The 18,243-nt window shown below is 69.9% G+C and carries 17 protein-coding genes; 5 read left to right on the forward strand and 12 right to left on the reverse strand.

Annotated elements, in window-relative coordinates; translation table 11 throughout:
* Positions 1 to 694, reverse strand: a 694-nt coding sequence (locus tag ABD908_RS17350; RefSeq protein ID WP_344998208.1) for a type III secretion system chaperone family protein, incomplete at its 3' end; no start/stop codon positions are given.
* A 69-nt stretch (positions 695 to 763) separates the two neighbouring features.
* Positions 764 to 1,252 carry a hypothetical protein gene (locus ABD908_RS17355; protein ID WP_344998210.1) on the reverse strand — a complete coding sequence of 163 codons (489 nt, stop codon included), beginning with the start codon at positions 1,250 to 1,252 and terminating at the stop codon, positions 764 to 766.
* Between the two features lie 319 nt (positions 1,253 to 1,571).
* Here ABD908_RS17355 and ABD908_RS17360 point away from each other — a divergent pair, with 319 nt between their 5' ends.
* Positions 1,572 to 1,835, forward strand: a complete 264-nt coding sequence (locus ABD908_RS17360; protein WP_344998212.1) for a hypothetical protein — start codon at positions 1,572 to 1,574, stop codon at positions 1,833 to 1,835.
* A 58-nt stretch (positions 1,836 to 1,893) separates the two neighbouring features.
* Here the strand turns inward: ABD908_RS17360 and ABD908_RS17365 are convergent, their stop codons facing one another.
* From ABD908_RS17365 to clpB, 3 genes are all read right to left on the reverse strand, one after another.
* A complete protein-coding gene (locus ABD908_RS17365; protein ID WP_344998214.1) occupies positions 1,894 to 2,469 on the reverse strand; it encodes a peroxidase-related enzyme in 576 nt (191 codons plus the stop codon).
* A 190-nt stretch (positions 2,470 to 2,659) separates the two neighbouring features.
* A complete protein-coding gene (locus ABD908_RS17370) occupies positions 2,660 to 2,836 on the reverse strand; it encodes a hypothetical protein (protein ID WP_344998216.1) in 177 nt (58 codons plus the stop codon).
* A 463-nt stretch (positions 2,837 to 3,299) separates the two neighbouring features.
* A complete protein-coding gene (gene clpB / locus ABD908_RS17375; protein WP_344998218.1) occupies positions 3,300 to 5,852 on the reverse strand; it encodes an ATP-dependent chaperone ClpB in 2,553 nt (850 codons plus the stop codon).
* A gap of 227 nt (positions 5,853 to 6,079) precedes the next feature.
* Between clpB and ABD908_RS17380 the strand changes: the two genes are divergently transcribed.
* Positions 6,080 to 7,231 (forward strand): FAD-binding oxidoreductase, encoded by a 1,152-nt coding sequence (locus ABD908_RS17380; protein ID WP_344998220.1) that lies wholly within the window; start codon positions 6,080 to 6,082, stop codon positions 7,229 to 7,231.
* 46 nt (positions 7,232 to 7,277) lie between these two features.
* Here ABD908_RS17380 and ABD908_RS17385 read toward each other — a convergent pair whose 3' ends face one another.
* The 6 genes from ABD908_RS17385 to ABD908_RS17410 form a co-directional block, all read right to left on the reverse strand.
* Complete coding sequence (locus ABD908_RS17385) at positions 7,278 to 7,652, reverse strand: group I truncated hemoglobin (protein ID WP_344998222.1); 375 nt, start codon at positions 7,650 to 7,652, stop codon at positions 7,278 to 7,280.
* A 295-nt stretch (positions 7,653 to 7,947) separates the two neighbouring features.
* Entirely contained in the window at positions 7,948 to 8,367 is a 420-nt protein-coding gene (locus tag ABD908_RS17390) for a heat shock protein transcriptional repressor HspR (protein ID WP_344998264.1), read from the reverse strand.
* On the reverse strand, positions 8,367 to 9,626 hold the full coding sequence (dnaJ, locus tag ABD908_RS17395; RefSeq protein WP_344998224.1) for a molecular chaperone DnaJ: 1,260 nt from the start codon (positions 9,624 to 9,626) through the stop codon (positions 8,367 to 8,369). The genes ABD908_RS17390 and dnaJ overlap by 1 nt, the downstream gene beginning before the upstream one ends.
* A gap of 20 nt (positions 9,627 to 9,646) precedes the next feature.
* Positions 9,647 to 10,261 (reverse strand): nucleotide exchange factor GrpE, encoded by a 615-nt coding sequence (gene grpE, locus ABD908_RS17400; protein WP_344998226.1) that lies wholly within the window; start codon positions 10,259 to 10,261, stop codon positions 9,647 to 9,649.
* Positions 10,261 to 12,102, reverse strand: a complete 1,842-nt coding sequence (dnaK, locus tag ABD908_RS17405) for a molecular chaperone DnaK (RefSeq protein ID WP_344998228.1) — start codon at positions 12,100 to 12,102, stop codon at positions 10,261 to 10,263. Before dnaK ends, grpE begins: the two co-directional genes overlap by 1 nt.
* A 205-nt stretch (positions 12,103 to 12,307) precedes the next feature.
* Positions 12,308 to 12,952, reverse strand: a complete 645-nt coding sequence (locus tag ABD908_RS17410; protein WP_344998230.1) for a TetR/AcrR family transcriptional regulator — start codon at positions 12,950 to 12,952, stop codon at positions 12,308 to 12,310.
* A 105-nt stretch (positions 12,953 to 13,057) separates the two neighbouring features.
* Between ABD908_RS17410 and ABD908_RS17415 the strand changes: the two genes are divergently transcribed.
* Together ABD908_RS17415 and crtI are read left to right on the forward strand one after the other, a co-directional pair.
* Positions 13,058 to 14,551 carry an MDR family MFS transporter gene (locus ABD908_RS17415; RefSeq protein WP_344998232.1) on the forward strand — a complete coding sequence of 498 codons (1,494 nt, stop codon included), beginning with the start codon at positions 13,058 to 13,060 and terminating at the stop codon, positions 14,549 to 14,551.
* A gap of 217 nt (positions 14,552 to 14,768) precedes the next feature.
* On the forward strand, positions 14,769 to 16,208 hold the full coding sequence (gene crtI, locus ABD908_RS17420; protein WP_344998234.1) for a phytoene desaturase family protein: 1,440 nt from the start codon (positions 14,769 to 14,771) through the stop codon (positions 16,206 to 16,208).
* A gap of 18 nt (positions 16,209 to 16,226) precedes the next feature.
* Here crtI and ABD908_RS17425 read toward each other — a convergent pair whose 3' ends face one another.
* Positions 16,227 to 16,793 (reverse strand): TetR/AcrR family transcriptional regulator, encoded by a 567-nt coding sequence (locus ABD908_RS17425; RefSeq protein ID WP_344998266.1) that lies wholly within the window; start codon positions 16,791 to 16,793, stop codon positions 16,227 to 16,229.
* 186 nt (positions 16,794 to 16,979) lie between these two features.
* On the opposite strand from ABD908_RS17425, the gene ABD908_RS17430 reads away from it, so the two are divergent.
* The gene (locus ABD908_RS17430; RefSeq protein ID WP_344998236.1) at positions 16,980 to 18,242 is read left to right on the forward strand and encodes an acyl-CoA dehydrogenase family protein; all 1,263 of its coding nucleotides are present in this window, start codon (positions 16,980 to 16,982) and stop codon (positions 18,240 to 18,242) included.
* Position 18,243: the final 1 nt, after the last annotated feature.

Genomic DNA, 18,243 nt, shown 5'->3' on the forward strand with positions numbered 1-18,243 from the left:
CGGACGGCCGCGGCACCGCGCCGGACGGGCGGGCGGGGACGGGGGCGCCGGGATCGCGCGGCGCCGCCGGTCCGACGGCGACCAGTTCCTCGGGCGGCAGGACACGCAACAGGTCACGGAACCGGCGGGTCGCCTCGAGCGCCTCGTCGATGTCGTCGCCATCCTCGGTGGGGGCCATCGCAGCGAGCGTCCAGCCGCCCTCGTTCCACAGGATCTCGATGTACTCCGGGACCTGCTCGGCAAGCGTCACCATGCGCCGGTCACACACCCTGCGGGCGACGTCCGGGTTGTTCGTGTACAGCACGCGGGGTCCCAGTGCGCCGAGCGGATCCATCCCGGGCTCGTGCGGCGGCGGCACCTCGGTGCCGCGCATGTCCAGCAGTACCCCCGAGGAACCTTGCCGGGCGACGGCCACCACGGTGACGGCTCCGGCGAGGTCGAAGACGTAAGCGCTCGACCCGAAGTAGGTGCCGTGGGCGACGTCGACGATCTCGACCCGCTCGTGACCGGCGATTCCGCCGCGGTGCCACTTGGTGCGCAGGGCCGGGTCCTGGGCCTGGAACACGAACTCGCGGGCCGCGGCCCACGCCGCCCGCTCCTTGTGCACGTCGGGCGTGTGGGTGCGCTCGTACTGGATGAGCGCGGCCGCGGCGGCCGCGCACACCACTGCGAGGACGAAGTAGAGGATGTACATCGGGGTTCAGCCTAGCGATCGGGTGGCGCGGCGGCGGCCCGACACCCAGGAACCGCGAAGATCCACGGCTTACTGACCGGCCGAGTCGGCACTGGCCACAGATATCTGGCCGGAGAAGATCGCGAGCGCGGTGGACCCGTCGGCACTGACCTCGACGATCACCACGTCACCCACCGACAGGTCCTTGAGGCTGCTGCCGTGCGTGGTGGTCACCTGGGTGTCAGGAGTGGTCCGCAGTTCGGTGCTGTCGCCGCCGGGTCGGGAGAGCACACCGATCCCGCCGTCGCTGATGCTGCTGATACTGCCGACGACCTCACGGCCGGGCGTGATCGCCACGCCCCGCATGGGCCGGCTGACCGGCGTCCCGTCGTTCTGGACCATCTCGGCCTGCTGCGCAGACTGCCGGGGCTGCCCGATCTCGTAGATCGCCCACGCGACGCCGGCACCTACGACGCCGACGCCGAGCAGGCACAGCAGGGTCGCGAGCCAGGGGCGACGGCGGGGTTCCGACGGTGGCGGCGTGACACGCCGAGAGGGTTGGTCGATCGCGCGGGACATCGCGACTCCTCTTCCCTCGACGAGGCCGCAAGCGGCCCGTTTCCGTGGTCGCCGCAGCATCGGACGCGAACACCCGACGGCGCGATCGCGTTCCGGCGACCTGGCACGAAGGTAGGTGGCACGGCTGAGAGCGATCTGTGAAAGGTCCACTATCAGGTGGATAGTCCGGGTCGTCCACGCCGTGGTGTGACGCACATCGTCGCAGATCAACCCGTGTCCCGCTCCTCCAAGAAGTTGACAGCTTGCTCTCACACATCTTGTAACCCCACGCGCCACTGTTGTGGTGCCGGAAAACCGGCGGACGAAAGGACGACACACGATGAATGCACGGAAGATCGCGGCAGGAGGGGTCATCGGCCTCGGCCTGGCCGGGGCTGCCCTGGGCATCGGCGCCGGCACTGCGAACGCCGCCCCCGTCACCCCAGCGGCGTCTTACTGGCACCCCGGACCGGGTGGCTGGGGCCGGCCGGGATGGGGCGGCGGCTATCACGCGCCCGTGTTCTGGCACGGGGGGTGGCACCAGCCCATTTGGAACGGCTACGGCTGGGGCTTCTGGCTCGGCCCGATCTGGATCCCGGCCTGATCGACTGCCTGCCGGCCGCCAGGCCGGCCGGCGACACCGCCGGAACCGGGCTCCGCGCTCAGCGCGGAGCCCGGTCCTGGTAGTGGTACTCCTCGTTCGGCATCTGCCCGGTCGCCAGCGCCATCCGGTTGGTGAACGCGTACATCGCCGCGAGTTCGATCACGTCCCAGACCTCCCGGCTGGTGAGCCCCACCGCGGCGAGCGCCTCGAGATCGCCCTCGCTCGCGGTGTGCGGCGCCAGCGTGAGCTTTTCGGCGTACGCACAGATCGCCCGCTGCTTGTCGGACAGATCGGCGTGCCGCCAGTTGATGGCGACGGTGTCGGCGGTGAACTGGTCACCCGACGCCTCGCGCAGCGCGTGCCCGTGCGAGACGACGCAGTAGGGGCACCTGTTGATCGACGACACCACCACGCCGATCATCTCGCGGTCCGCGGTGGTCAGTCCCTCGGTGGGCTCGTGCAGCGACGAGAAGTGGGTGAACCACGGGGAGAACCGCTCAGGCCGCACCGCGTACGCGCGGAAGACGTTGGGTAGGAACCCTATTCGCTCACGCGCCTTCGCGAACAACGACCGCAGACTCTCCGGGATCTCGTCGTCACCGAGCGTCGGGAAGAACCACGCCACGCGCGCCATCGCAGACCTCACCTCTCGCCCCATCGGGCGCTCGACCGCAGAGCCGCGTCGGCCCCGGTTCCAGGTTCGCACCCGATCACTCTGGGCAGCACCCGAATCGGGCGATCAGATCGTCTGCAGGACAACGGCGCCCCGCGCCCCGCGCCGGGCGCGGGATACCGTGGCCGCGGTTCGACCCGTGTGCGCCGGATCAGGCCGGCAGGCGCCCCTCGGCGACGTCGAGCACCCATTGCTCGGGCTCCTCACCCTTACGACGGGCCACCTCGACGACGATCTGCGCCGAGATCCGGCGGTTGTGCGGCGTCATTCCCCATAGATGGAAGTCCGCCTTGGCGCGCGCCGCAGCGCTCTCCTCGATGCTGCCCATGATCATCCTCCCTCCGGTCTGCCGTCTCCAGTATCACCGGACCCCGGCGGTTGCACCAGATCGGCCACGATGTCCATTTCGCTGATCGTGACAAGCGGTGATCGGGCGAGTGCTCGCACGGTGCTCGGGCCGGCCGCCTCGGGCCTGGGCTCTGCCCTCGTCGTCGTCTCGACCGCCCACGCGTACCGCTTCCACCACTCGGTCCGGGCATCATGCTCCGCCCGATGCGCTCGGTCCCGTTGCTCCGATCTCTGCCTTTGCCACAGCGTCGTCAGCACCCCCGAGATGCCGAACAACGCCGCTATCAGCGTCACCCAGTTGGTCGCCGTCATCTGCGACCCCCTTCCCCCACTCCGAAGGATGCCAGGCGGGTACGACACCTCTCGGCGCGCAGCCCTTCCGGAGCTGCAGACGCGAGAGGCGGGGCACGACGTCACCGTCGTACCCCGCCTCGAGCGGATCGCTAGCCGATGACCAGGCGGTCACCGTCGGGCGAGACGTTCACCGGAACCACGTCGCCGTCCCGCACATCGCCGGCCAGCAGCGCCTTGGCGAGCTGGTCGCCGATGGCCTGCTGCACCAGTCGGCGCAGCGGCCGGGCCCCGTAGATCGGGTCGAAGCCGCGCTCCGCGAGCCACGACCGCGCACCGTCGGACACCTGCAGGTCCAGGCGCCGCTGCGCCAGCCGCTTGCGCAGCTGCCCCAGCTGGATGTCGACGATCGACTCGAGGTGCTCCTTGCCGAGCGACTCGAAGATCAGCACGTCGTCGAGACGGTTGATGAACTCCGGCTTGAACCTCGCGCGCACCGCCGCCATCACTTGATCGGCGTCGCCGCCCGCACCCAGGTTGGACGTGAGGATCAGGATGGTGTTGCGGAAATCCACCGTGCGTCCCTGGCCGTCGGTCAGGCGGCCTTCGTCGAGCACCTGCAGCAGCACGTCGAACACGTCCGGGTGGGCCTTCTCCACCTCGTCGAACAGCACCACCGTGTAGGGCCGCCGACGGACCGCCTCGGTCAGCTGACCGCCCTGGTCGTAGCCGACGTACCCGGGGGGCGCGCCGACCAGCCGCGCGACCGAGTGCTTCTCGCCGTACTCGGACATGTCGATGCGCACCATCGCGCGCTCGTCGTCGAACAGGAACTCGGCGAGCGCCTTGGCCAGCTCGGTCTTGCCGACGCCGGTGGGGCCCAGGAACATGAACGAGCCGGTCGGCCGGTTCGGATCCGCGATCCCGGCGCGGGTGCGCCGCACGGCGTCCGAGACCGCCTCGATGGCCGCCTCCTGCGCGATCACACGATCCTTGATGTGCGACTCCATGCGCAGCAGCTTGGCCGTCTCGCCCTCGAGCATGCGACCCGCGGGGATGCCGGTCCAGGCGGACACCACGTCCGCGACGTCGTCGGGGCCGACCTCCTCCTTGAGCATCACGTCACCGTCGGACGCGGCGCCGGACTTGGCGACCGCCTCGTCCAGCTCCTTCTCGAGCTTCGGGATCTGGCCGTAGCGCAGCTCCGCGGCGCGGCCGTAGTCACCGTCGCGCTCGGCGCGCTCGGACTCGCCCTTGAGCGTCTCCAGCTGCTCCTTGAGCGCGCGGACCGAGTCGATGGCACTCTTCTCGTTCTGCCACCGCGAGTTCAGCTGGGCCAGCTTCTCCTTGTGGTCGGCGAGCTCGCCGCGCAGCTTCTCGAGCCGGTCCTTCGACGCGTCGTCGGACTCCTTCGACAGCGCCATCTCCTCGATCTCGAGGCGACGGACGATGCGCTCCTCCGCGTCGATCTCCTCCGGGCGGGAGTCGATCTCCATCCGCAGGCGCGACGCGGCCTCGTCGACCAGGTCGATCGCCTTGTCCGGCAGGAACCGGGACGTGATGTAGCGGTCCGACAGCGAGGCGGCGGCCACCAGCGCGGAGTCGGTGATGCGCACGCCGTGATGCACCTCGTACCGCTCCTTGAGTCCACGCAGGATGCCGACGGTGTCCTCCACGCTCGGCTCGCCGACCAGCACCTGCTGGAACCGGCGCTCGAGCGCGGCGTCCTTCTCGATGTACTGGCGGTACTCGTCGAGCGTCGTCGCACCCACGAGACGCAGCTCGCCGCGCGCCAGCATCGGCTTGATCATGTTGCCCGCGTCCATGGCCGAGTCGCCGGTGGCGCCGGCGCCGACGATCGTGTGCAGCTCGTCGATGAAGGTGATGATCTGCCCGGACGAGTTCTTGATCTCGTCGAGCACGGCCTTGAGCCGCTCCTCGAACTCGCCGCGGTACTTGGCGCCGGCCACCATCGAGCCCAGGTCGAGCGAGATGACGGTCTTGCCGCGCAGCGACTCCGGCACGTCGCCGGTGACCACGCGCTGCGCCAGGCCCTCGACGATGGCGGTCTTGCCCACGCCGGGCTCGCCGATCAGCACGGGGTTGTTCTTGGTACGGCGCGAGAGCACCTGCACGACGCGACGGATCTCGGTGTCGCGCCCGATGACCGGGTCTAGCCTGCCCTCACGGGCTCGCGCGGTGAGGTCGGTGGAGTACTTCTCCAGCGCCTGGTACTGCCCCTCGGGGTCGGCCGAGGTCACCTTCGCGCTGCCCCGGACGGCGGTGAACGCGTCGCGGATCGCCGACGGCGACGCGCCTGCATCGGCCAGCAGCTTGGCGGCCTCGCCGCCGGCCTCGGCCAGCCCGTACAGGACGTGCTCCGTGGAGACGTACTGGTCGCCCATCTCCGTGGCGAGCTTCTGTGCAGCGCTGATCGATGCGATCGCCTCGCGGCTCAGCTGCGGCGTGGCGGTGGCGCCGGACGCCGTGGGCTTGCGCTCGACGAGTTCCTCCGCACGGTTGCGGACGGTGACGGGGTCGACGCCCACAGCCTTGAGCAGCGGTGCGGCGATGCCGTCGGTCTGATCCAGCAGCGCCACCAGCAGGTGCGCCGGGGAGATGTCCGGGTTACCCGCCGACGACGCCGCCTGCAGTGCGGCGGTCAGGGCCGCCTGCGTCTTGGTCGTGGGGTTGAACGAATCCATGTATGCCCCTCCTCGGGGTTGCCGTGCTTCCAGTATCCGATGATTGCCAACCTGAGCCTAATGCGCTCAAGTATGCAACGTCGACAGCTACAACACACGAATCCTTGAGTCTGTTCCGCTCAAGTCAAGATTTTTCATCGGCCGCCGCTCGTGCCGATGGGTCGGCCCATGACGGCTAGCATGAGTCGGGTACGACTCTGAGATAGCGACGGCAGGAGCGAAACGACGTGGGCACCCACTCGCGGCACGGGCTGCTGCAGATCGCCGACCTGCTCGAAGCCGATGGCGAAGACTTCACCAAGCGACTGTTCGCACGCCTGTTCGTTCGCTACCCGGATGTTCGGGACATGTTCCCCGCGTCGATGAAGCAGCACCGGGACATCCTGCTCGAGATCCTGCTGCACGCGCTACGGGCCCTTCCGACCACCGAATCCCACGAGGCCCTCATCGAATTCGTCGCGCAGCTGGGCCGCGACCACCGCAAATTCGGAGTCGTCCAGCTGCACTACGACGCGATCCGGACGACGCTGTACGACGAGATCGTCTACACCTGCGGCGCCGATCAGCTCGACGAGGACGACCTGGCGCTGATCGACCAGACGACGCACATGCTGACCGGCATCATGCGAGGCGCCGCCGAGTCGGACCCCACACCGGCCCGCCGCAGCGCCCGCGTCGTCGAGGTCCTCCGGCCGTCGCGGGACCTGACCATCGTGCGACTCGTCGCGGGCGAGTCGATGATCTTCCGAGCCGGCCAGTACGTGGAGACGCAGATCCCCCAGCTGCCCCGCTACTGGCGCACCTACTCGATCGCCATGCCGCCGAACACACAGGGGCACCTCGAGTTCCACATCCGGTCCGTACCCAACGGCTGGGTGTCGCGCATCATCCACCAGGAGACGCAGCCGGGTGACATCTGGGAGTTCGGCCAGATCCACGGCCAGATGCGCGTCGACGGTAGCCGGCCGGTGACGATGGTGGCAGGCGGCACCGGCCTCGCTCCGATGAAGTCGATACTGATGCAGATGTCGATCGAAGCGGACAACCCGCTGGTGCACCTGATCGTGGGCGCCCGCTCGCCCGGCGCGCTCTACGACGCGGAAGCCCTGGGCGCCATCGCCTCGACCAACCCGTGGCTGCGAGTCACCCAGGTCACCGACGAGCGGCGCGACCCATGGTGGATGGACGATCCGGCGCCCCCGCACCGGGCCCTGAGCCTGCGGCACGGCACCGTCGTCGACGCCATCAACGGGCTGGACCTGCAGGGACAACAGGTTCTGATCTCCGGCCCGCCGGCGATGGTGACGGCCGCCGTCGAGGCCGCACAACGAGCGGGCGCGAACCCGCAGCGCATCCTGCACGACCCGCTGCGACACTGAACCGTCGGCGCGCGGACAGCTTCCGCGTCGACTCCCTCTGCAGGCGTCAGGCAGCGCCCGCTGAGACGATGTCACGTGCCATCGGGGCGATCGAGCGGAGGATCTGCGACGCCACGTCGGCCGGGACGCCGGCAGCGAGCAGAGCGTCCCTCAGGTGCCCGGCGACCAGCTCGAAGTGATGCATGGTGATCCCGCGGCCCCGGTGCACCTGCTTCATCGGCGCGCCGGTGTATGGATCCGGCCCGCCCAGGGCCGCGGCGAAGAACTCCACCTGGCGCCCCTTGAGCCGGGACATGGTGGTACCGGTGAAGAATCCGGCGAGCTCGCCGTCGGCGAGGACACGGACGTAGAAGTCGTCGACGACGGCCATAAGAGCTTCGTAGCCGCCGATCTGGTCGAAGATGCTTGTGGGCTGATTCATACCGACAGCACACGCCGCCCCGGTTACGCCCACGTCAGGGCCGATCACCGTGCGATTGCGCACCGATCGGCGGCGGTAACTTCCCTCTCACTGTGCGCCGCAGAGGAGCGTGAGCTCCGGCCGACACACCCCCGTCCGGGCGAACCACCCCCTCGCCCCGATACCGACACGTCTTGCTACCCAGCGGGATTGAGCGCTGTCGCGCGCCTCGTACGGACATCGGCGGCCCGACTGATGGGACGACGAAGGCCGCGAACCGATTCCGGTTCGCGGCCTTCGTGTTCCAGTCCCGAGGTCAGCTTCGGCGGCGACCGACGCGGGGCTCCCACACGACCATCGCGTTCGACTTCGGCACGTGGACCAACTCACCCGACCGAACCCGCTGCGCGGACTCTGCGCGGGCCGCGTCGAGATCGGCGGTGAGCTCCTCCACCCGATGCTGCAGGGCGTCGACCTGGTTGGTCAGCTCGATGATCCGCTTGATCCCGGCCAGATTCACACCGTCGTCCTGCGACAGCCGCTGCACCTCACGGAGCAGGTCGACGTCGCGGGTCGAGTAGCGCCGACCCCCGCCCGACGACCGCTCGGGCGTCACGAGCCCGAGGCGGTCGTACGTGCGGAGGGTCTGCGCATGCATCCCGGCCAGCTGAGCGGCGACCGAGATCATGAACACATGGGCGTCCGGGTCCTGCGGGAACTCCGGGATCTTGGGCATCACGCACCCGACCTACTCGGCCCGCTCGCTCCGCTCCCGGCGCCGGGCCTACTCGGCCCGCTCGCTCCGCTCCCGGCGCCGGCCCAGCCGCTGCGCGGGTCGAACCCGCTCGCCCGCTCGGCCTCCACGTACGCACGCAGCGCCTCGCTCGCGGCGGCGTCCAGCTTCGCCGGGACCGCGACGCTCACCTTCACGAGCAGGTCGCCGGCACCGCCGGACCGCTTGGGCACCCCCCGACCGCGGACCCGCAGGGTCCGGCCGTCGGGCGTACCCGCGGGGATCTTGACCCCCACCGGCTGGCCCAGCGTGGGCACCGTCACCGTCGCCCCCAGAGCGAGCTCGGAGAAGCCCACCGGGAGCGTGACCAGCAGGTCGTCGCCCTTTCGGGTGAAGACGTCGTCGGCCTCGACGTGCACGGTGACGAACAGGTCGCCCGACGGTGCCCCGCGCATCCCCGCCTGTCCCTGGCCGGCCAGGCGGATGCGCTGGCCGTCTGCGACGCCCGGCGGGATCTTGACGTTGACGGTACGGGTGCGCACCGTCACGCCCGTCCCCGAGCAGTCGGGGCACGGGTCGTCGATGATAGACCCGGTGCCGCGGCAGTCGGGGCACGGCTCAGAGAAGCTGAACGCACCCTGGTTGCGGCTGATCAGCCCGGAACCGTTGCAGTGCGGGCAGACCCGCGGGCTGGTCCCGGGTTTCGCACCGGAGCCGTGGCAGGTTGTGCACGGCGACGGTGACGTGAGCGTGATCGGGGTGGTCACGCCGAGCGTCGCGTCCCGGAAACCCAGCGTGAGCTCGGATTCCAGGTCGCTGCCACGGCGCGGCCGGGACGGTGTCGGCTGCGGCCCCGCGGCGGCTCCGCCACGGTTGAACAGCCCATCGAAGAGGTCCCCGAAGCCGCCGGCGTTGCCGCCGCCGCCCTCGAAGATGTCCGAGAACGAGAAGCCCTGGCTGCCACCGGCATTGCCGGGCTGCCCGTACCCGCCGAAGCCGCCACCGGAGCCGAACCTGGCCCCGCTGCCGTACATGCGGCGGGTCTCGTCGTACTCCTTGCGCTTCGCCGGATCCGACAGCACCGAGTTCGCCTCGGAGACGCGCTTGAAGCGCTCCTCCGCGTTCTTGTCGCCCGGGTTCTTGTCCGGATGCAGCTCGTTGGCCAGCTTCCGGTACGCCTTCTTGATGTCGTCCTGGCTCGCGTCGGAGCTGACGCCCAGCTCTTTGTAGAAGTCCTGCTCAACCCATTCCCGTTGGGCCACTGGGCATCACCTCCTTCACGTCAGGCGTCCGCCCCGGACGTCTGATCTCTATCGTTGTTGTCACTGCCGTCGCTGCTCCCTACCCCGGGCGCCGAAGCGCCGGGGGCGCGGTCGACCACGCCCACCAGTGCCGTGCGGATCACCTTGCCACCCACGCGGTAGCCCTGTCGCATGACCACACCGATCACCGGATCGGCACCGTCGCCCTCGTGTTGGACCGCCTCGTGGACCGCGGGATCGAAGTCGTCTCCCACCGCCCCGAACGGCTCGAGGCCCTGGGCCTTGAGCACGCCGTCGAGCTTGTCCGACACCGACTTCAGCGGTCCCGTGTCGAGGTCGCCGTGGCTGCGTGCACGCTCCAGGTCGTCGAGGACCACCAGCAGCTCGGCCACCACGGCGGCCTTGCCGGCCGCGCGGGCCTCCTGCACGTCCTTCGCGATGCGCTTGCGGTAGTTGGCGAACTCCGCGGACAGCCGCTGCAGGTCGGCAGTCAACTCCGCCACCTGATGACCGCCGGCGGCCGTGTCCGCCGCGCCCGCCTCAGCGGTCGCGTCGGCCGCCTCGGGCGCCGAGGTCTCGACGACCTCGGCGTCCACGGGCGCACCGGACTCGGTGGGGTTCCCGTCCGCCGCCATTACTTGGCGCCCTCGTCGTCCACCACCTCGGCGTCCACGACACCGTCGTCGGCCGCGTCGGCGGCACCGCCACCGGCCGCGCCCGCGCCGCCGTCGGCACCCGCAGCGGCGTACATCGCCTGGCCCAGGGCCTGCGACTCGGCGTTGAGCTTCTCGACCGCCTGCTTGACGGCGGTCAGATCGATACCGGCCAGCGCAGCGTTCGCCTCGGCGATGGCCGCCTCGACCTTCGCCTTGTTCTCGGCCGGCACCTTGTCACCGCTCTCGGCGAGGAACTTCTCGGTCTGGTTGACCAGCGATTCCGCCTGATTGCGGGTCTCGGCCTCCTCGCGGCGAGCCTTGTCCTCCGAGGCGTGGGCCTCGGCGTCCTTGATCATCCGGTCGATCTCCTCCTTCGACAGCCCGCTGCCGTCGGAGATCTTGATCGTGTTCTCCTTGCCCGTGCCCTTGTCCTTCGCGGTCACGTGCACGATGCCGTTGGCATCGATGTCGAAGGTGACCTCGATCTGCGGCACGCCGCGCGGAGCCGGCGCGATGCCGGTCAGCTCGAAGCTGCCGAGCAGCTTGTTGTGCGCCGCGATCTCACGCTCGCCCTGGAACACCTGGATCTGCACCGACGGCTGGTTGTCGTCGGCGGTGGTGAACGTCTCGGACCGCTTGGTCGGGATCGTGGTGTTGCGCTCGATGAGCTTGGTCATCACGCCACCCTTGGTCTCGATACCGAGGGACAGCGGGGTGACGTCGAGCAGCAGCACGTCCTTGACCTCGCCGCGCAGCACGCCGGCCTGCAGGGCGGCGCCCACGGCGACGACCTCGTCCGGGTTGACGCCCTTGTTGGGCTCCTTGCCGCCGGTGAGCTCCTTCACCAGATCGGTGACGGCAGGCATCCGGGTCGAGCCGCCGACCAGGACCACGTGATCGATGTCGCCGACCGAGATGCCGGCGTCCTTGATCACCGACTGGAACGGCGCGCGGGTGCGCTCGAGCAGGTCGGACGTGATCTTCTGGAACTCGCTGCGCGACAGGTTCTCGTCGAGGAACAACGGGTTCTTGTCCGCGTCGACCGTGATGTACGGCAGGTTGATCGACGTGGTCTGGCTCGAACTCAGCTCGATCTTGGCCTTCTCCGCCGCCTCACGCAGCCGCTGCATCGCCATCTTGTCCTTGGTGAGGTCGATGCCGTGCTGGGCCTTGAACTTCTCGACGAGCCAGTCGACGATGCGCTGGTCCCAGTCGTCGCCACCGAGGTGGTTGTCGCCCGAGGTCGCGCGGACCTCGACGACACCGTCGCCGATCTCCAGCAGCGAGACGTCGAACGTGCCACCGCCGAGGTCGAAGACCAGGATGGTCTGCTCCTTCTCGCCCTTGTCGAGGCCGTAGGCCAGCGCGGCCGCGGTGGGCTCGTTGACGATGCGGAGCACGTTGAGGCCCGCGATCTGCCCGGCCTCCTTGGTGGCCTGGCGCTGCGCGTCGTTGAAGTACGCGGGCACCGTGATGACGGCGTCGGTGACGTCCTCACCCAGGTACGCCTCGGCGTCCCTCTTCAGCTTCTGCAGCGTGCGGGCGCTGATCTCCTGCGGGGTGTACTTCTTGTCGTCGATCGAGGTGGACCAGTCGGTGCCGATGTGACGCTTGACCGAGCGGATGGTGCGGTCGACGTTGGTCACGGCCTGGTTCTTGGCCGGCTGACCGACCAGCACCTCGCCGTTGCGCGCGAACGCGACGACGGACGGGGTGGTACGCGAGCCCTCGGCGTTCGCGATGACGACAGGGTCGCCACCCTCGAGGACCGCGACGCACGAGTTCGTGGTGCCCAGGTCGATGCCTACTGCACGTCCCATTCATGTCTCCTTGTAATCAGTGCGGCCGGTGCGGCCGCTGAACTTGACGCTTGCCTGTACGGGAAGACTTCAGCGCCCCTCGCTCAAGGGGTGCCCTTCTCTGTTCTACCCCATTGAGTCGTAGTCACTCAAGTCGTTCGGTAGGTCCAACGGGCGGCCATCCCGAGATGTTCCCGATTCCGGAAAAAAGTTGAGCCTATTTCGCTCAATCCTCGTCCCGGGTGCTCGGCGAGCCGGCCGAGCCGGCGACGAGCGGCCAGAAGATGTCGTCGACGATCGACCGCAGCCGCTCCGGTGAGACCGGCCGCATCGTCATGAGGATGTCGTGCCGCACGAGCTGGAAGGGCACGTCGAGCACACCTCGCGGGATCCGCGCGAGATCGATCTCGCCGCGGTCGTGCGCCCGGCGGAACACGTCGTCGACGTTCCAGGGGCTGTCGCCGCGCAACATCAGGCGGACGTCCTGCGGAGTGAGTCCGACCGTGTCGTAGAGCCCTGCGAAAATGGCCCCGACGAGAGTCGCGAACTCGGTGCGGGCGGCGTTGAGGTTGCCCAGCACCGCGAGCATGTCGCCGCGCAGGTCGCCGGTATCCGGCACCTCGATCGGATGGGTGTCGCCGTAGTGCCGGATGGTGGCGAGCACGAGGTCGCTCTTGTTCGGCCACCTGCGATAGAGCACGGCGACCCCGGTTTTCGCACGATCGGCGACCGACTCCATCGTCAGCCTCGCGAAGCCGACGTCCGCCAGCTCCTCCCACGCTGCGACCAGGATCGCGTGCTCGAGCTCGGCGCCCCGGCGCCGACGCTTGACGCCGTCGGAAGTCGGCGCCTCGACCTGCTCACTCGTCATGCACCTCAGCATAGGAGACTCCACCAAATAAGAGATACTTGCATTCCTTCCAGCTCGGTCGTACCGTCATAGTAAGAAACGGATTCATCTCTTATTGGAGGCGTGATGTCTGCGAACACATACGGCGAGGACGCACCAGGCAAGGACAGGGTCGACCCGGCCGTGCTCAAGACCGCGCTGATCCTGGTGGTCGGGGCGATGGCGGTGGTCTTCGACACGACGATCGTCAGCGTCGCCCTGCACCAGCTGGCGACGAACCTGCACGTGTCGGTCTCGACCATCCAGTGGGTGACGACCGGCTACATGCTGGCGCTGGGCGTGGCGGTCCCGCTCAGCACGTGGGCGCTCGCCCGCTTCGGCGGAAAGCGGGTGTGGATGTTCGCACTCGCGGTCTTCCTGGTCGGCTCGATCGGGTCGAGCCTCGCGTGGGACGCGGGGTCACTGATCGCCTGGCGGGTAGTCCAGGGTCTCGGGGGCGGACTGATGCTGCCGGTGATGACGACGCTGATCATGCAGGCCGCGCGCGGTCGCGCGCTCGGCCGCACCACGACCTGGGTGGCGCTGCCCGCGCTGCTCGGGCCGATCCTCGGGCCGCTCGTGGGCGGCGCGATCATCACCGACCTCAGCTGGCGCTTCATGTTCTGGGTCAACGTGCCGTTCTGCATCGTGGGCCTGATCCTCGCTGGCCGCTACCTCGCGGACGACCGCCCGTCGGACACCGGCGGCGCACGGGCCCGGCTCGACGTCCGGGGCCTCGCGATGCTCGGCCCGGGCATCGCCGCCGCGATCCTGGGGCTCTCGAACGCGGGCACCGAGCATGGCTTCGGCCATCCCGGCGTGATCGCGCCGCTAGCCGTCGGCGCCCTGCTGCTCGTCGCCTTCGTCGGCTACGCGCTGCGCCGCAGCGAGGCACTGGTGGACGTCCGGCTGCTCGCCACCCGGTCGGTCGGGTCCTCGTCCGCCGTCCTGTTCCTCTCGGGCTTCTCGCTGTACGGGGCGATGCTGCTGCTGCCGCTGTACTACCAGGAGATCCGCGGTGTGAGTGCGCTCGCCGCCGGCGTCATGCTGGTACCGCAGGGGGTCGGGACGCTGCTCAGCCGCCAGATCGCCGGGCCGCTCACCGACCGGATCGGCGCGCGCTGGATCGCCGTCGTGGGGTTCGTCGTGGTCGCCGCCGCGACCGTGCCCTTCTGCTTCGTCGACGCGACGAGCAACAGTTGGCTGCTCGCGCTGTGGCTGCTGATCCGTGGCGTCGGCCTCGGCGCCGTCACGATGCCTGTGATGACCGCCTCGTACGTGGGGCTCGACCGCTCCCAGATCGCCCACTCGAGCGTCCTGACGCGGACCGCCCAGCAGATCGGCGGGTCGTTCGGGACCGCGGTGCTCGCCGTGATCCTCGAACACGCGGTCGTCGGATCGAGCGGGCCGATGGCCGGCTTCCACGTCGCGTTCTGGTGGGCGACGGGCTTCTCGCTGGTCGCGACGGCGCTGTGCCTGTGGCTGCCGGGGCGCAAGCAGGTCCACGCCGCCGCGGCTGCTGCGGCCGCGGCTCGGACCAGCGCGGCTCCCCCGCAGGCTCCTGCGCTCACGGGGAGGTGAGTCGCCCCGGTCACGCCATCGGCGCCACCGTCGACGACACCCCGTTCCACGACGTGGTCGCGCACGCACTCCGGCCGGACTTCACGCGCGGCCGTTCGACCGGCTGATCGCTGCGAACTCCCTCGCGGCGGGCGCCGTACTGAAAACGACGGCCGGGCGGCTGCTCGAACAGCTCGGCGACCGGGCGGTCTGGTGAGGCGCACGTAGACTGCCCGCCGTGCACATCGGCGTGGTGGGGGCGGGGCTCGCGGGGCTGTCGGCGGCGCTGCACCTGATCGGAGCGGGGCACACGGTCACCATCATCGAGCGGGCGCAGCGGGTCGGGGGCCGGGCCGGCACCGAGCCCGTCGTCGACGCCGCGGGTGTGCGGCACGAGATCGACCCCGGCGCGAGCGTGCTGACGATGCCAGACCTCGCCGTCGACGCCCTGGTCGCGGGCGGCCTCGCCGCCGCCGAGGCACGCGCCCGCCTCGATCTGCTGCCCGTGACACCCGCCTACGTCGGCCGCTTCGCCGACGGGTCGACCCTGGCGGTGCCCGACGAGCTCGACGCCCCCGACCACCTGGCCTGGCAGCGGCAGATGTTCGACGCCGCCTACCAGCGGTTCATCGGCGGCGACGCCGCGTGGTCCTCGTTCGCCAACCCGGCCGACCTGCGCAGACTGGCGCGCATCGTCCGGCTCGGGGCCCTGTCGTCCGTGCAGGCCCAGGTGGACCGCCGCGTCCCGGACCCGCGGGCGCGCCGGATGCTCACCTTCCAGGCCCTCTACGCCGGCGTCTCGCCGCGGCAGGCGCGGGCGGTGTACGCGGTGATCTCGCACATGGACGTCGGGCTGGGCGTGGTGTACCCGCGCGCGGGGATGGGCGCAGTCGCCGCCGTCATGGCGGACGTGGTCGCGGGGCGCGGCACCGTCCTACTGGAAACGACGGTGACGGGCCTCGACGCACGCGATGGCAGCGTGACCGGCCTGCGCACCGGCGCCGGGCGGATCGAGGTCGACGGTGTCGTGCTGACCGCCGACACGCCGGTCACCGACCGCCTCCTGGCGCCGCTTGCGCGCCGCGCTCCCGGGCGGGTGCGGCTGTCACCGTCGGCGGTGGTCGCGCACCTGCTGGTCGACCCGGACTACCAGGTGCGGTGGCCGACCCGCGCGCACCACACGCTCGACTTCGGCGCCGCGTGGGAGCAGACGTTCGCCGAGATCACCGCCACCCGCGGGCGGGGTCGGTGTATGTCCGATCCGTCCTTCCTCCTCACCCGGCCGTCGGTGACCACGGGCGAGCCCGCGCCGGTCTCCGTACTGGCGCCGTGCCCCAACCTGGATTCGGCAGCCATCGACTGGGACGCCGCCGGCCCGGACTACCTGGCGCACTGCCTGTCGGTACTGCGGCGACGCGGCTACCGCGGCATCGACCGCGGTGAGCTGCTGCGGCTGGACACTCCCGCCACCTGGGCGCGGGCCGGGTTGTCGGGCGGCACGCCGTTCTCGGCAGCGCACACGCTCGGCCAGACCGGTCCCCTGCGTAGGTCCAACCGGGTGCCCGGCCTGACGAACGCCGTGCTGGCCGGCTCGATGACGCACCCGGGCGTCGGGGTCCCGCCCGCGCTGATCTCGGGGCGGCTGGCCGCGGCGGCACTCGCGCGGCTGGATCGATAGTCGGCCGACCGTCGGGACTCAGCCGGCGGTCAGCCCCGACGACGCTCGCAGATGCGCCCTCGCCCGCTCCCAGCGCCGGCGCGCGCGGTCGGGATCCGGTGAGATGAGGCCGGTCAGCAGGATGCCGCGCAGCGCATCCATCGCGGTGTAGACGAGGTCTCGGACGTCCTTGCCGCGCGCGGGGTCGGGGAACAGCGTGGCCGTCCACGTCAGGACGACCTCGTTGACCAGCGGTTCGACCCGATCCAACGCAGCGGCCAGGGTGGGATCGGTGCGCGCGGCCGTCCACAGCTCCACCGTCGCGACGTACAGCGGACCCTGGTGTAGCGCCCACACCGCGTCGAGGGCCGCATCGATGGGCTCCTCAGGGGTGGTCAGCTCGGCGAGTTGGCGCAGGGCGGTCTCGGCTCGGCGCTCGGCGAGGTGGGTCACGGCCGCGACCACGAGGTCGGTCTTCGATCCGAAGTGATGGCCTTGGGCGCCACGCGTGACGCCCGCGCGCGCGGCGATACGCGGGGTGGTGGTTCCGGCGTAGCCGTACTCGACGAGGCACTCGACGGTCGCGTCCAGGAGCCGCGCGCGCATCGCTGCGCTGCGCTGCTCCTGCGTCCGCCGACGCGGCTGGGAGCCCCGCGGGATCGACACCGCGTGGATCTTACCCGCCGCACCCCCGCGCACGGCCGACGCTCCGGGCAGGAGGGCACCATTGCCGAACATGCGTGCACGACTGTATGTTTTGCGTCGAATCATCCCGACGAAAGGCACCGACGCATGTACGAGTGGTCCGATACCGATCTGATGGTGCGCGACGCCGTACGAGCGTTCATCGACAAAGAGGTGCGCCCACACCTGGACGCGCTCGACGCCGGCGAGCTGCCGCCCTACCCGATCCTGCGGAAGTTGTTCGCGCAGTTCGGTATCGACGCGATGGGCGACGAGCTCGCGGCCAAGCTGATCGCGCGGCGCAAGGCCAAGGAGTCCGGCGGGCCCCGGCCCGAGCCGACGCCGGACGGCGCACGGAAGAGCTCGGGAGGCGGCCCGTTCGCCGGCCAGGAATCGATGATGGCGGTGCTGGTCGCAGAATTGTCCGGCGTCTGTATGGGCCTGGTGACGTCGATGGGTGTGTCCCTGGGGCTCGGGGCCGCCACCATCCTCTCGCGCGGAACCGCGGCCCAGCAGGAGCGTTGGCTCGCCGACGTCATCACCATGCGGAAGGTCGCGGCCTGGGCCATCACGGAGCCCGACTCGGGCTCGGACGCCTTCGGCGGCATGAAGACCACGGTCCGCCGCGACGGCGAGGACTACCTGCTCAACGGGCAGAAGACCTTCATCACCAACGGTCCGTTCGCCGACGTGATCATCGTGTACGCCAAGCTCGACGAGGGTGACGGGACAGACCGCCGCGACCGCCCCGTGCTCACCTTCGTCCTGGACAAGGGGATGGAGGGCCTGACGCAGGGAGCACCGTTCCGGAAGATGGGATTGCACTCGTCGCCGACCGGGGAACTGTTCTTCGACAACGTCCGGCTGGGCCGCGACCGGCTGCTGGGCGAGACCGAGCAGCACGGCGGCGGCGACGGGCGCGAGAGCGCCAAGTCCAGCTTCACCGTGGAGCGCGTGGGAGTCGGGTTCATGGCCCTCGGCATCATCGAGGCGTGCCACCGCCTGTGTGTGGACTACGCGCGGACGCGAACGCTGTGGGGCCAGGAGATCGGGCGCTTTCAGCTGGTCCAGCTGAAGCTGGCGAAGATGGAGATCGCCCGGATCAACGTGCAGAACATGGTGTTCAACTACATCGAACGCACCCGGGCGGGCAAGCCGCTGACACTCGCGGAGTCGTCCGCGATCAAGCTGTACGCCGCCGAGACCGCCACCGATGTCGCGATGGACGCAGTGCAACTGTTCGGCGGCAACGGCTACATGACGGAGTACCGGGTCGAGCAGCTGGCGCGGGACGCCAAGTCTCTGATGATCTATGCCGGAAGCAACGAGATCCAGGTCACCCACATCGCGAAGGGGTTACTCGGCAGGTAGC

The sequence above is a fragment of the Tsukamurella soli genome (genome assembly GCF_039541155.1).
Lineage (GTDB): Bacteria > Actinomycetota > Actinomycetes > Mycobacteriales > Mycobacteriaceae > Tsukamurella > Tsukamurella soli.

Bases quoted from the DNA above. Each gene is read 5' to 3' on its own strand.
- ABD908_RS17355 (WP_344998210.1), bottom strand. From the start codon at position 1,252: ATGTCCCGCGCGATCGACCAACCCTCTCGGCGTGTCACGCCGCCACCG.
- ABD908_RS17360 (WP_344998212.1), top strand. From the start codon at position 1,572: ATGAATGCACGGAAGATCGCGGCAGGAGGGGTCATCGGCCTCGGCCTG.
- ABD908_RS17365 (WP_344998214.1), bottom strand. From the start codon at position 2,469: ATGGCGCGCGTGGCGTGGTTCTTCCCGACGCTCGGTGACGACGAGATC.
- ABD908_RS17370 (WP_344998216.1), bottom strand. From the start codon at position 2,836: ATGGGCAGCATCGAGGAGAGCGCTGCGGCGCGCGCCAAGGCGGACTTC.
- clpB (WP_344998218.1), bottom strand. From the start codon at position 5,852: ATGGATTCGTTCAACCCCACGACCAAGACGCAGGCGGCCCTGACCGCC.
- ABD908_RS17385 (WP_344998222.1), bottom strand. From the start codon at position 7,652: ATGAATCAGCCCACAAGCATCTTCGACCAGATCGGCGGCTACGAAGCT.
- ABD908_RS17390 (WP_344998264.1), bottom strand. From the start codon at position 8,367: ATGCCCAAGATCCCGGAGTTCCCGCAGGACCCGGACGCCCATGTGTTC.
- grpE (WP_344998226.1), bottom strand. From the start codon at position 10,261: ATGGCGGCGGACGGGAACCCCACCGAGTCCGGTGCGCCCGTGGACGCC.
- dnaK (WP_344998228.1), bottom strand. From the start codon at position 12,102: ATGGGACGTGCAGTAGGCATCGACCTGGGCACCACGAACTCGTGCGTC.
- ABD908_RS17410 (WP_344998230.1), bottom strand. From the start codon at position 12,952: ATGACGAGTGAGCAGGTCGAGGCGCCGACTTCCGACGGCGTCAAGCGT.
- ABD908_RS17415 (WP_344998232.1), top strand. From the start codon at position 13,058: ATGTCTGCGAACACATACGGCGAGGACGCACCAGGCAAGGACAGGGTC.
- ABD908_RS17425 (WP_344998266.1), bottom strand. From the start codon at position 16,793: ATGCGCGCGCGGCTCCTGGACGCGACCGTCGAGTGCCTCGTCGAGTAC.
- ABD908_RS17430 (WP_344998236.1), top strand. From the start codon at position 16,980: ATGTACGAGTGGTCCGATACCGATCTGATGGTGCGCGACGCCGTACGA.